Source organism: Paenibacillus tianjinensis, from assembly GCF_017086365.1.
GTDB lineage: Bacteria > Bacillota > Bacilli > Paenibacillales > Paenibacillaceae > Paenibacillus_AQ > Paenibacillus_AQ tianjinensis.
This window is the reverse complement of record NZ_CP070969.1, coordinates 5,151,788-5,164,060: the sequence shown is the minus strand read 5'-3', so window position 1 is coordinate 5,164,060 and position 12,273 is coordinate 5,151,788. Positions and strand designations below refer to the sequence as shown.

Annotated in this window: 12 protein-coding genes and 1 pseudogene; 11 read left to right on the top strand and 2 right to left on the bottom strand. The window is 51.2% G+C overall.

Annotation, left to right across the window (positions count from 1 at the left end):
- Positions 1-65 precede the first annotated feature (65 nt).
- The 9 genes from JRJ22_RS23900 to JRJ22_RS23860 all read left to right on the top strand — a co-directional run bounded on the left by JRJ22_RS23900 (position 66) and on the right by JRJ22_RS23860 (position 8,328).
- Positions 66-446, top strand: coding sequence for a GntR family transcriptional regulator (locus JRJ22_RS23900; protein ID WP_206101818.1), 381 nt, complete (start codon positions 66-68; stop codon positions 444-446).
- Positions 443-1,312 (top strand): ABC transporter ATP-binding protein, encoded by an 870-nt coding sequence (locus tag JRJ22_RS23895; RefSeq protein WP_206101817.1) that lies wholly within the window; start codon positions 443-445, stop codon positions 1,310-1,312. Before JRJ22_RS23900 ends, JRJ22_RS23895 begins: the two co-directional genes overlap by 4 nt.
- On the top strand, positions 1,305-1,943 hold the full coding sequence (locus JRJ22_RS23890; RefSeq protein ID WP_206101816.1) for an ABC-2 transporter permease: 639 nt from the start codon (positions 1,305-1,307) through the stop codon (positions 1,941-1,943). Before JRJ22_RS23895 ends, JRJ22_RS23890 begins: the two co-directional genes overlap by 8 nt.
- Positions 1,944-2,332: 389 nt before the next feature.
- Positions 2,333-2,953, top strand: coding sequence for an RNA polymerase sigma factor (locus JRJ22_RS23885; RefSeq protein WP_332461343.1), 621 nt, complete (start codon positions 2,333-2,335; stop codon positions 2,951-2,953).
- Positions 2,953-4,152, top strand: a complete 1,200-nt coding sequence (locus JRJ22_RS23880) for a hypothetical protein (RefSeq protein ID WP_206101815.1) — start codon at positions 2,953-2,955, stop codon at positions 4,150-4,152. Before JRJ22_RS23885 ends, JRJ22_RS23880 begins: the two co-directional genes overlap by 1 nt.
- 162 nt (positions 4,153-4,314) lie before the next feature.
- Positions 4,315-6,213: an LTA synthase family protein gene (locus JRJ22_RS23875; protein ID WP_206101814.1), complete on the top strand. Its 1,899-nt coding sequence runs from the start codon at positions 4,315-4,317 to the stop codon at positions 6,211-6,213.
- A gap of 8 nt (positions 6,214-6,221) precedes the next feature.
- A complete protein-coding gene (gene wsfD, locus JRJ22_RS23870; RefSeq protein ID WP_206101813.1) occupies positions 6,222-7,661 on the top strand; it encodes a glycan biosynthesis hexose transferase WsfD in 1,440 nt (479 codons plus the stop codon).
- 91 nt (positions 7,662-7,752) lie between these two features.
- The gene (locus JRJ22_RS23865) at positions 7,753-7,926 is read left to right on the top strand and encodes an aspartyl-phosphate phosphatase Spo0E family protein (protein WP_082452049.1); all 174 of its coding nucleotides are present in this window, start codon (positions 7,753-7,755) and stop codon (positions 7,924-7,926) included.
- Positions 7,927-7,983: 57 nt separating this feature from the next.
- The gene (locus tag JRJ22_RS23860; RefSeq protein ID WP_206101812.1) at positions 7,984-8,328 is read left to right on the top strand and encodes a hypothetical protein; all 345 of its coding nucleotides are present in this window, start codon (positions 7,984-7,986) and stop codon (positions 8,326-8,328) included.
- Here JRJ22_RS23860 and JRJ22_RS23855 read toward each other — a convergent pair.
- Both JRJ22_RS23855 and JRJ22_RS23850 read right to left on the bottom strand, forming a co-directional pair.
- A pseudogene (locus JRJ22_RS23855) lies at positions 8,309-9,184 on the bottom strand (IS3 family transposase); the annotation flags it as partial. The gene JRJ22_RS23860 and the pseudogene JRJ22_RS23855 overlap by 20 nt on opposite strands.
- Positions 9,178-9,474 carry a transposase gene (locus JRJ22_RS23850; RefSeq protein ID WP_206100472.1) on the bottom strand — a complete coding sequence of 99 codons (297 nt, stop codon included), beginning with the start codon at positions 9,472-9,474 and terminating at the stop codon, positions 9,178-9,180. The pseudogene JRJ22_RS23855 and the gene JRJ22_RS23850, both read right to left, overlap by 7 nt.
- Before the next feature lie 365 nt (positions 9,475-9,839).
- On the opposite strand from JRJ22_RS23850, the gene JRJ22_RS23845 reads away from it, so the two are divergent.
- Entirely contained in the window at positions 9,840-10,937 is a 1,098-nt protein-coding gene (locus JRJ22_RS23845) for a CgeB family protein (protein ID WP_408637853.1), read from the top strand.
- Positions 10,938-10,967: 30 nt separating this feature from the next.
- On the top strand, positions 10,968-12,101 hold the full coding sequence (locus JRJ22_RS23840) for a CgeB family protein (protein WP_206101810.1): 1,134 nt from the start codon (positions 10,968-10,970) through the stop codon (positions 12,099-12,101).
- The last annotated feature ends 172 nt before the right edge of the window (positions 12,102-12,273 follow it).

Sequence of the window (12,273 nt, the reverse complement as noted above, 5' to 3'; positions counted from 1 at the left end):
CATATAATGTATATATTTAATATATACACTAAATACAATTAACGTAAGGATGATGGTGCCGCAGGATGAACATATTGATATCAAGTACTTCCGGAGAGCCAATATATGCCCAGATTGTGGCCCAGATCCGCCAGCTGATCCTGCAGGGGGAGCTTGTATCGGGAACGCCCCTGCCATCCATCCGCCAGCTGGCCAAGGAGCTGCAGATCAGTGTGATCACGACGAAGCGGGCTTACGAGGAACTGGAGCGGGAAGGTCTTATCAACTCGATCGTGGGCAAGGGTTCCTTTGTGTCCGGGGCGGATCAGGAATTTATCAAAGAGCAGCGTCTGCGGATGCTGGAGCTGAAGCTGAAGGAGATCATTGACGAGAGCAGAATGCTGGGTCTCAATTATGCTGAGCTTACAGATATGCTGAAGCTGCTATACGAGGAGGAACAGGAATGAGTGATTGCATCAGGCTGGATCATCTGTATAAGAGCTACGGTCATTTTCAGCTGCAGGATATTTCACTGGGGGTGAAGGAAGGGTATATTACCGGACTGATCGGCCCGAACGGGGCAGGCAAAACGACGCTGATCAAGATGATCATGGGCATGGTTCATCCCGACCAGGGGGAGATTCAGCTGTTCGGGCTGGACCACAAGGAGCATCTGCCGGCGAATAAAGACCGGATCGGCTACGTGTCCGACGAGAATATATACTATGAGCAGCTTACGGTTAAGCAGATGAAAAAGGTGATCGCCCCCTTCTATAGCCGCTGGGATGAGGATACATACGGGAAATACCAGGAGCTGTTCAAGCTGCCCCCAGGCAAGAAGATCAAGGATCTGTCCAAGGGGATGAAAATAAAGTTCTCGCTGGCGGTAGCCTTGTCGCATGGTGCTGATCTGCTTATTATGGACGAACCTACGTCTGGACTTGATCCGGTGTTCCGCAGAGAGCTGCTGGATTTGCTTACGGAGCATATTCAGGATGAGCGGAAGTCGATTATTTTCTCAACGCATAACACAACGGATCTGGACCGGATTGCCGATTATATTGTGTTCATTAACGACGGACGAATCGTGTTCCATGAGATGAAGGAGGCGCTGGCGGAAAAATATCTGTTGGTCAAAGGCGGCAAAGAACTGCTCGACCGTGACGTCCGCCGCTTGTTTCTCGGTATCCGGGAGAGCGCGCACGGCTTCGAGGGGCTGACCGGGAACCGGGCAGAGGGGGAGCGTTATTTCAAGGAAACGGCCATTTGCGAGACGCCGAGCTTAGAGGAAATAATGTATTTTTCCGTAAAAGGAAGTGATATACGTGTATAATTCGCTGCATCTGATCCGTAAAGACATCATCCTAGTGCAAAAGTTTATGCTGCTCCTTATCCCTTATTATCTGGTTATGGGCTATACGAATTTCGAAGGCTACACCGTGTTCGCCCTGTTCCCTGCCATGATTCTGCTGATCAATTCCTGCACACTCGATGTGCAGCATAATAATCAGAAATTTCTGATCAGCCTTCCGGTTCCCAGACAGCAGCTGGTGCTGGCCAAATATTTGGCAATCCTGCCTTACGGCCTGCTCAGCTTCGTATGCACACTGCTGCTGTACCTGATCGTCAACCTGTCTGGGCGGACAACCGGCCCTGTAGCCTGGAGAGAGCTGGCTCTGTGCCTTGCCGCTTTTCCGCTGCTTGCATCCTTCTATCTTCCCCTCCACTACTGGCTGGGCCGGAAGGGGACGCAGGTGGTCAATTTTATCTTCATCATGCTGATCATGCTAAGTTTTAACGCGGCGTCTAAGCTGATAGAATGGATGCCTGGACTGTCGGGCTGGATCAGCACAGGCAAGACGGACAGCATTCTGCTTCCGGTTATTGCGGGAATTGGCTATGTTCTGGTTCTATTCAGCTCCTATCTGATTTCGCTGCGTGTGTTTACTGCCAAGGATATCTAGTAATCTTGAAATGATCTCCGGAGATACGGAGGTCATTTTTTTCTGTTATATTGGCTCTAACTGGCTCTAAATGTATTTAATACAACTGGAGAGGCCGGTTTGTGCGCTGAAACTGATGTAGCTGTACTCTGTACAATTAAATCGGCAGTAAGGAAGCGAAAGTGGGGTTTGACCTAATTCTAACTGTACAGAATACCATTAAAGCCACATATATGGGCGCTTTCTTTGTTTTAACTGCAGGGAATACACTTAAAGCCGAAAGTGTGAAGGTTGTTAAAAGGGTTGCTTTTCCTGCAATCAATCTGTGGCAGTTTTACCAAACCATAAAATAGAAAATAAAGGGAACCTTTTATCTGATAACGGGGTCGTATGAAGTGAGGTGAGTGCAATTGGAGCTGGAGTGGAAGCTAAAGCTGGAGCTGGATGAGCTGAAGGATGCTGAAACCATGGATGAAGATCAGCTGCGGCAGGTAATGAGTCTGTACGGAAATGATATCTGGAACTATATCTACTATCTGACCAAAAATGCCGGGCAGGCGGATGATCTCACGCAGGAAGTGTTCGTGAAATGTTTTTACCGGATTGGTACGTATAAGGGAACATCCAACCTGAAGGCCTGGCTGTTTACGATCGCGCGCAACACGGTTTTCTCTTACCGGAAATCACGTTTTTTCCGCACAGGCCTGTGGGGCGGAGGGGTTCAGAGTCTTTCGCCTGTGTACGCGGAGCGGCAAGGGGCAGATCATGGACAGCATGGCACCTTGGTGGAGCAGCTTGGCACTTCGCGTTCCGCAGAGATGGAATATCTAGGGAACCAACAGACGAGGGATATCTGGGACATCATCATGAAGCTGCCGGAGAAGCTGCGCGAGGTGCTGGTACTGGACCTGAAGGCAGAGCTGTCAGTTAATGAAATCGCCGGCCTGACCGGGCTGCCTCCGGGAACCGTCAAGTCAAGGCTGCACCGTGCGCGGCATAAAGTCCAGGACAAACTAAGGGGGATGAAGTGATGGAGGAGCATGAGCCGCAGTGGTATGAACAGGCACGCAAAGGGCCGTTCCAGGAGCCGAAATTTACAGATTCCTCTGCTGAAAAGGTGATCCGGCGTGTACAGCAGGGCAGGCCGGGCCAAGCCAGAGCCGGATACAGGTTCCGGGGCTTGCTGGCAGCGGCTGCCGTTGTCCTGGTGCTGGCAGGAGCAGGGGCGTTGTACTTGAACAGTATACCTGCAAAAGAAGGCAATTCGGCAGGCATCACCCTTCCTGTGGAGAGTGACCCTGTGCTTACCGATGAAGCGCTAAAAAAGATTGCGGAACAGCTGATGCGGGAGCAGCTTGGCAAGACGCTTCCTTTTGAAAAGCTGCTGCGGCAGGAAAATACGGGCCAGGCAAATCTCGTTTACAGAGAAAATGAACAGTCGGAATCCTTCGCATTCTTCCAGATCAGTATGGAGACGGGGGAAGTCACTCTGTTCAGCATGAGCGCTTCGTATGGGCCGGAAGAAATCGGCAGCAAGCTGATCGATGAGGCCCGGCAAAAATTGCGGGAACTTGGCTATACGCGGGACTTTCAGGCTACAGGCTTAACGCGTTACGCCGTATATGGGCGTACGGCAGATAAGACTGTTGAGATTCAGAATGTTGTACATGCGGAAGATGCGGACATTAACTTTACGAACGGAGTTTATATACGGGCGAACTTCGCTGTGGACCAGAACGAGGTCAGCCAGGAATTGAAGCAAGCCGGAGTACAGGCGATCAGGCTGCTCAGAAGCGGAGGGGAAGAGGCTTTGACTAAAATCCTCCGTTCCACCATAGAAGGCGCAGGCGATGAAATCACTCTGATTTATGGCCCGGCTGCAGGTTCTCCCAGATCTGTTACTTTGGATTATGCTACACATGCCGTCCTGGACGTGTCCGATTATTCGCTGAATGTGATTCCGTCAGTTGATCCTAAGAGACAAGCCGAATTTGATCAGCAGCTGCTGGAGATGGATAACGCCGAGCTGCAGAGCGCAGCCGCTGCCATTGCCGATAAGCTGTATGGTATCCGGCTGGAGGATTATATGCTGGACAAGAACGGGCCAAGGCCGGGTGTCATTACCTTTGAGAGCAGCTGGGGGGCACCAGCCATTGAGGCCTCCTATAATCTGGACGGTGTAATGTACAGCTTCAGAGTGAAGCGGGAGAGTAATACGCTGCTATATTAATGAAGCAATGAAGCAGGCAGGATAGAGACGTACACCCATACCGGGCGGCGTCTCTTTTTGATTAACAAAACAAGTATTGCTATACTAGAGAAATCTGATATTTTACAGAAAAGTGGAAGTTATTTTACAGAAAAATACGGAATAGAAGTAAGAGGGGATAAGATGAACGAGAATAAAGCCAAGCTGCTGCCGGTGCAGTTCTATATTGTAGCCGGACTCATCTGGCTGAAGCTGCTGCTGTTGAGAGGACTATTTTTTGACCGGATCGCCTGGGAGTGGATTGCTGCCGATCTGGCGCCGGTGTTGCTGATTATGGGCGTTCTGAGCATTATTCTTCCGCGGCGTATGAAGACGGCTGCCTATTGGATCTTCAACACCATTCTATCGCTGCTGCTGTTCTCAGCCAGTGTGTATTTCAATCATTTCGGCTCGGTTCCGACCTATCTGGCCTTCTATGAATTGAATCAGGTCTTTCAGGTCAAAGAGAGTGTGGAATCGACGATTCAATCTATTGATTACCTGTTCTTCGCCGATCTTGTGGTGATGATGCTGTATGCACTGATCCGCAGATGGCAGCGGGGCCCGGCCCACCCGGTCCGCAGCTACACCGCCGGCCGGGCGACAAGAGCCCAGCTGGTTGTCATTCTGGTGGCGATTCTCGGCGGCGGCTCGCTGTCAGCCTACTCCGTTCACGCGGCTCGCAGCATTACGAATGAGCTGGTACAGGCAGAGAGCGCCGGGTTCCTGAATTATGAGGTGGTTGCAGCGATTAAGGCACAGGAGGATAACGGCTTAATCGGCACGGGCGATATTAAGGAGACAATTGCCAAGGTAGAGCAGCTGGAGGCTGGCTACCCGTACAGTAATAAGCCTGCCGGTACATTGCCGGAGTATTTCGGTTCGCAAAAGGGCAAGAATGTAATCGTGATTCAAATGGAGGCCTTTCAGAACTTTCCGCTGCATCAATCGCTTGACGGGCAGGAGCTGACACCGGTGCTGAATAGCCTGGCCGGAGAAGGCTTTTATTTTCCCCATGTTTACCAGCAGATTGGCCCGGGTAATACTTCCGATGCCGAATTTATGAGCAATACGTCGATCTATCCGATCGGCACGCTGGCGATGTCCACCGGCTTTGGAGACCGGGAGCTGCCGAGCCTGCCGCGGCTGTTGCGGGATAAAGGCTATGAGGCCTACACGTTTCATGTGAATAAGGTTGGCTTCTGGAACCGCAATGAGCTGTATCCCGCCCTGGGTTTTAACGGCTATTATGATAAAGGTTCCTTCAAAAATGATCATTTCAACGCCTTCGGCGCCTCGGACGAGCAGCTATATATCACCGCTGTAGAGAAGCTCGCAGAGCTGAAGCAAAAAGGTACGCCATTCTATGCCCAGCTGGTGACGGCCTCCAGCCATCACCCGTTCAAGATTCCGGATGACTACAAAAGAATTACATTGCCGGATAATCTGAAGGGTACGATGCTTGGAGATTATCTGACGGCGATTAACTATACGGACTATGCTATCGGCACTCTGATTGACGGGCTTAAGCAGCAGGGACTATGGGATAATACGGTGCTTGTGTTGTACGGCGACCATTTCGGGTTACAGCCGCAGGATGTGCCGCCGGAGCAGGTGGAGGAAGCACTCGGTACGCCGTATGATTCCCGGATCAGCCGCTTCAATATCCCGCTGATCGTGCATGTACCGGGCATGACCCAGGGGCAGACGGTGGAACGCACCGGGGGCCAGCTGGACATTCTTCCGACTGTGGCTAATCTGCTGGGGGTCTCGCTCAAGGACGAAGGGTTTACAGCATTCGGGCATGATCTGCTGAATATCGGCCGCAATGTCGTGGGCATGCGTTATTATCTGCCTACAGGATCCTTTTTTAATGATGAGATTATGTTCGTTCCGGGCAAAGGATTCGCTGACGGTACTGCCGTTTCACTGGATACGCTCCAGCCGGTGGCAGATTTCAGCCCATATGAGGGCGACTACAACTATATTCTGCAGCTGATGGGCCTGTCTGATGAATACGTGAAGCTGCTGCCGCAGCGCTAGGAGGAGCTATGAAAAAAAGAATATTGAAACCCGAGTATCTGGTAGCTTTTGCCGGCTGCGGCCTAATTCTCTACCTGTTGTTCCTGCAGCCTTTTATCGGGGTAGCTGACAACGGGGATTTCAAGCGGATGATGGATACCGTCGGGCTGAATTACTATAATGCTGCAGAGAGTTATGCTGACCGTTTTTTCAGCTTCAGCCATGCAAGGTTTTCCTATGAAAATCTGTTTCAAGGCTTCTATCCTTCCTCACAGATTCTGCTGGTACTGGTCCCGAGACTCCTCTCCGGAGTATTTCATGGCAGTTATTTTGATATCCGCCTGCTGGGAGCGGTGTATGCGCTGCTGCTGCTTGCCGCGACCTGGCTGATTGTGAAGCTCGGAGCTAAGTACTCTGTGGTGACAGGATTGCTGCTGGGGGCCGGGATGTTATTTGTCTTTTATGATATCGGATATTTGGCTTATTTCAATTCGCTCTTCGGCGAACCGGTGTCCATGGTATCGATGCTGCTTACGTTTGCGCTTGGTCTGAGGCTGACGGTACAGGAAAGGCCCACCCGGAAAGGGCTCACGCTGTTCTTTATAGCTGTACTGTTCCTGATCTGCTCCAAAATCCAGAATGCTCCGGTCGGGCTTGTCTTCTCGTTGATTTTTTTGCGGCTTGGAGCACTTCCCGGGGAGGGGAACTTCCGGAGGCTGGCCCGCCGGTTCGCGGTGGCAGTGGCTCTGGTCTCGGTAGTGCTGTATATGGCAGCCCCCAAGGAACTCAAGCATATCAATCTGTATCAGACTGTGTTTTTCGGGATTCTGAATGAATCACCGGATGTACGCGGAGATCTGCGCGATCTGGGACTGCCGGAACACCTTGAGGTGCTGGCGGGAACGAATTATTTCCAGAAGGACACCGCCATCAAACAGGATGATCCGTCGCTTACGCCGGATTTCTATGACCGGGTCTCCCACAAGGATGTGCTCTTCTTCTATATTAAGCATCCCGGACGGCTGATAGAGCATATGAAATATGCAGCCAAGAACAGTATGGACATCCGCCCGCAGTATCTGGGAAACTATGAGAAGGCGGAGGGGAAACCGGCTGGAGCGCTGAGCCATACCTACAGTGTCTGGAGCCAGTTTAAAGACAAGCATATTCCTCACACCCTCGGCTTCCTCATTCTATTCTACCTGGTGTATTACGCGGGAGTGCTGTTCCATTATTTCCGTACAAAAGAGCTGGCGGGGCGGATCGCGGGAGAACTGCTGCTGCTGATCGGGCTGATCGGACTGTTCTCATTCCTGGTCCCGGTCCTTGGCGACGGCAGGGCGGATATCGGCAAGCATCTGTTTCTGTTCAATGTGAGTTTTGATCTGATGGCCGTGATCATGTTCGGCGGGCTTGTGCACATGGCCGTAAGTATGGGAAGACGCATCTTTGGAATATCTAGGAATTGACCCACGGTTCATTTTCGAATACAATGTGTTTGGAACTTTAGTAAAAGTTTAACAAATGGCTGTACAGCCTCATCTGAGTTAGGAGGCCGCTATGGGGAATGATGATCATAGGGACAGAATTGAGCAGGCAAGGCAGGAGCTGAACAGACTAGCCCTGGAATTTGGAATGCAGGATATAAGAGTACTCCGCCAATCCGTGAAGCTGGATGCACTGTTGAATGAATATACCGACTGCCTCACGGACAAAGACGATGTGCCTTATTAGGAAATAATAGAATAGAGAGCTGTATATCTTAGACATCTGGACGGTTATCCCGCCCGGATGTCTTTTTTGTGTGTTTGGTGGCGGGATGGTCACGGCAAGAAGGGTGGAAAAGGTGGAAAAGGTGGAAACAAAGGTATTTTTCCCTTTGATTTCTCGCTGGCGGGCGGGAGGGGTAGAAATAAAGGTATTTTTCCCTTTGATTTCTCGCTGGCGGGCGGGAAGGGTGGAAACAAAGGTATTTTTCCCTTTGAATTCCCGCTGGCGGGCGGGAGTGGTAGAAATAAAGGTATTTTTCCCTTTGATTTCCCGCTGGTGGGCGGGAAGGGTGGAAACAAAGGTATTTTTGGACCTCCGTCAAGAAAGTGGACACCAAAAGACAAAATTAAGCTGCTTTTCGCTTGAATTTCGCGGCGAACTGGACCGGAGATATGTAGCCCAGAGCGCCGTGGATTCGTTTGCGGTTATAGAAAAATTCAATGTACTGGTAGATTTCTTCATAGGCCTGTTTCTTTGTTTTAAATCGAGTACAGTACACAAACTCTTTTTTCAACAGGCTATGAAAAGATTCAATACAGGCATTGTCGTAACAGTTGCCTTTGCGGCTCATACTTGCCTTCATGCGGTATTTCTTCAACTGTTTTCGGTAGTCGGCAGAGGCATATTGTGATCCGCGGTCCGAATGGTGGATGAGGTCTTTCTTGGGGCGTTTAGCCTTGTAAGCATCGTCCAGGGCACCTAAAACAAGATCGGTGGTCATACGGTCGCCCAGCCTCCAACCTACGATTTCCCGGGTGCAGAGGTCAAGCACGCTGGCGAGATACATCCGCCCTTCCCGGCAGGGGATATAGGTGATGTCTGCGACCCAAGTCTGATTCGGTTTTTCGGTGAAAAATTGCTGGTTCAGTAAATTAGGTGCAACAGGCAAATCGTGGTTGGAGTCGGTCGTATTCACGCGGAATTTCTTTGCTACACAGGACCGGAAACCCAGCTCTCTCATGTACTTCCCTACGGTGCGCTCGCTGACTACATGGCCTTCACGCTGCAGGAGAATCGTGATTTTGGGACTGCCATAGCGGCCCTTTGTATCGTGAAAATAATAGGTAATCCGCTGGCACAGCAGCGCTTTCCGGGCTGCTTGTAGACTTGGCTTTGCGGTTCTCCACTTGTAATACCCGCTCCTTGATACCTCGAGGGTGCTGCACATCTTCTCCACAGAATACCGGGAGCGGTGATCTTCGATAAACTGAAATCTCAGTTCTTTGGATTGCTGAAGATGTGCACTGCTTTTTTTAAAATTTCCATTTCCTCGGCCAAGTCGGCCAGTTGCCGATCTCGTTCTTTCAGCTGGCGCTCGAGCTCTTTAACCTTTTCCGGACTGGACACAGGCTCACTCTGAAACTGCCGGTATTTTCCTAGCCATTGATGTAGGGTTTTTGCAGGGATATCGAGCTCCTGGGCCAGTTCCGCCACCGTCTTGGTCTGCTCTTGGATATACTTTACCGTCTGCTTTTTAAACTCGTCGTTATAGCTTTTTCGTGTTCCACTCATGTGGACACCTCCTCGTTAATCTCATTATCTCTGGGCTTTTAACGGGTGTCCACTTTTAAGACTAACAGCATTTTCCCTTTGATTTCCCGCTGGCTGGTGGAAAAGGCGGAAACAAAGGTATTTTTCCCTTTGATTTCGAGCTGGCGGGCGGAAAGGGCAGGAACAAAGGTATTTTTACAACTTTTCAGAGGGGCATTGTGACAGGGTACAAGTGTATCCCAGTGGAAGGGATCGGCAAAGGTTCGGGCAACCCGGGTGATCGACAGGGGGCATCTGCCAATTTATGTTCAGTCGTGGCAGATGTCCATGAGGCGGATGCTGACTCCGCATATAGTACTACTGTCTTGAGAATATGACGGGGCAGGGTGAAAGCCGTGAAAGCAAAAAAGAGAAGAACGCGTCCGCGGGATTATCGGGACGGCTATCAGGAAGGATACCGTCTCGGCTTATGTGAAGCTGTGAAACGCCTGAATTCTCCAGAGGTGGCAGCATGCCGGCCGTTCAAGCTGATGTATGTGCCCCAAGGCTTTGAGGCGATAGACACAGGGATCACAGAAGCACTCAGGCTGCTGGTAAGTGAGCTGGTGCTCAGCACACCTGAGACGATGCTGGAGGTTGCGGCGCGGGAAATGCCGGGAGCAGTCCTCGTCATGAACGGGCTGCATGTGTTTCCGGAGAACCACCTGGAACAAATTGATGAAATCAAAAAGCTCGGGATTCCTACAGCAATCTGGTTTGCAGATGACCCTTATTTTACCGAAGATACCTCCGTCATCTGCCTGCATTATGATCACGTGTTTACGCATGAGCTGGGATGTGTGGAGTTTTACCGCTCGCTCGGGGCGGGCTCCGTTCATTACCTTCCACTCTGCGTGAATCCCCAAATGTTCTATCCGCGCAGGACAGGACCGCAGCATAAGTTTGATATTGTGTTCATCGGCAACGCCTTCCGCAACCGTACTGCACTGTTCGACGAGCTGGCGCCCTATCTTAAGGGCAAGAAAGTGCTGATCGCCGGCGGCTTCTGGGAGCGGCTGAGCCAGTTCGAAGAGCTGTCTCCTTTCATTAAAAGCGGCTTTATCCCGCCGGAGGAAACGGCAAATTATTACAGCGGTGCTAAGCTGGTCATTAATATCCACCGGCCGTGGGAAGGCGGGCAGGATAACCGCAACACCTTTCAGCTGCCGTCACGCTCTATTAATCCCCGAACCTATGAAATCAGTGCCTGCGGAACCATGCAGCTGACAGATATCCGTGAGGATTTAGGAAGCTATTACCGCCCGGGCCATGACTTAGAGACCTTCGCCTCCACCGAAGAGCTGAAACGCAAAATCGACTATTACCTGAAGCATGAGAAAGAGCGCCGGAAGTTTGCCCTCCGGGGGCTGCAGACAACACTGCGTCATCATACATTCACCGCAAGGCTGCCTCAATTGTTGAATGTGATTACTTCACAACTGTGAAATCAGAATGGGATGAAGGAGCGATTACTCATGAACAATGAATTTATAATGCCCGCACCTCCGCTGCCGCGGACACCGGCGGAAGAAGAAAAGCTGCGCGGACGCCTGACCGGCTTCAAGATAGGCTACGATGAGGGATATTTACGGGGAAGGCTCGCCATTCTGGACGGCCGTCCGGAGGAGCCGATTCCGGTGCGGAACCTTCATGTGATGTATGTAGCTTCGGGCAAAGGCTATCCTTATTCTCCGCTGGATGAAGCCGTTCTTTATGCGCTGCAAAAACTGACGACTCAAGTCACAATTACCGATGTCCGCCAGAATCTGGTGGGGCTCGCAGACGCGCAGCGGCCGGATCTGGTACTGGTGCTGGACGGCCTTGAATTGCCGCTTGATCAGGTTGCCCAGCTGCGGGGCAGGGGCATTAAGACCGCGATCTGGCTGACGGATGATCCGTATTATACAGATTTCACGGTTAATATCGTAGCCCATTATGACTATGTGTTCACACTGGAGCGCAATTGCGTGGAAATTTACCGCGGCCTTGGCTGCACTGAGGTACATTACCTGCCTTTTGCCGCCCACCGGGAGCATTATCGCCCGACGACAGGGCGTTCACCGGTACAACGGGATGTCAGCTTCATCGGCTCTGCCTACTGGAACCGGATCAATTTCTTCCGTGACATTATGCCGGAGCTGATGAGCTACAACACGGTCATTAACGGCATTTGGTGGGACCGTCTGCCTGAGGCTCCGCTATACGGGGAGCGTATTGAAATCGGCAAGTGGATGACTCCCCAGGAGACTGCGGTCACCTATAGCGGCTCCAAGATTGTTATTAATCTTCACCGTGCCCATGTGGATGAAATGGACAATAACAATAAGCTGTATATTCCGGCTGCCTCACCCAATCCCCGCACCTTCGAAATCGCAGCCAGCGGTACGCTGCAGCTGAGCGATGCCAGAGATGATATGGGCACCTTCTACAAGGTCGGTGAAGAAATTGATACCTTCTCAAGCCCGCAGGAGATGATGGATAAAATCCGTTATTACCTGACCCATGAGGAGCAGCGGCGGGATATGGCGCTGCGCGCCTTTGAACGGACGTTGAAGGATCATACCTACACTAAACGCCTGAACCAGCTGTTAACCATAATCTACGGCTAACCGGCAGCGGAGGCAAAACGTGAAAATGTGCGCTTACCAGGGGACAGGTGTCGTGCCGGCATCTGTTCCCCCTCAATATACTGTGTACTGGACCTTGGCGTTCGCCCCCTTGCCAGACGCAGTCAGGGCCAGCTTCAACTGAAACAAGAGTCAAGTAAAACAAAGGGAATGC

Coding starts and splice junctions, on each gene's coding strand:
- JRJ22_RS23840 (WP_206101810.1), top strand. CDS start 10,968: ATGAACAATGAATTTATAATGCCCGCACCTCCGCTGCCGCGGACACCG.
- JRJ22_RS23880 (WP_206101815.1), top strand. CDS start 2,953: ATGGAGGAGCATGAGCCGCAGTGGTATGAACAGGCACGCAAAGGGCCG.
- JRJ22_RS23860 (WP_206101812.1), top strand. CDS start 7,984: ATGTCTTTTTTGTGTGTTTGGTGGCGGGATGGTCACGGCAAGAAGGGT.
- JRJ22_RS23850 (WP_206100472.1), bottom strand. CDS start 9,474: ATGAGTGGAACACGAAAAAGCTATAACGACGAGTTTAAAAAGCAGACG.
- JRJ22_RS23865 (WP_082452049.1), top strand. CDS start 7,753: ATGGGGAATGATGATCATAGGGACAGAATTGAGCAGGCAAGGCAGGAG.
- wsfD (WP_206101813.1), top strand. CDS start 6,222: ATGAAAAAAAGAATATTGAAACCCGAGTATCTGGTAGCTTTTGCCGGC.
- JRJ22_RS23895 (WP_206101817.1), top strand. CDS start 443: ATGAGTGATTGCATCAGGCTGGATCATCTGTATAAGAGCTACGGTCAT.
- JRJ22_RS23875 (WP_206101814.1), top strand. CDS start 4,315: ATGAACGAGAATAAAGCCAAGCTGCTGCCGGTGCAGTTCTATATTGTA.
- JRJ22_RS23900 (WP_206101818.1), top strand. CDS start 66: ATGAACATATTGATATCAAGTACTTCCGGAGAGCCAATATATGCCCAG.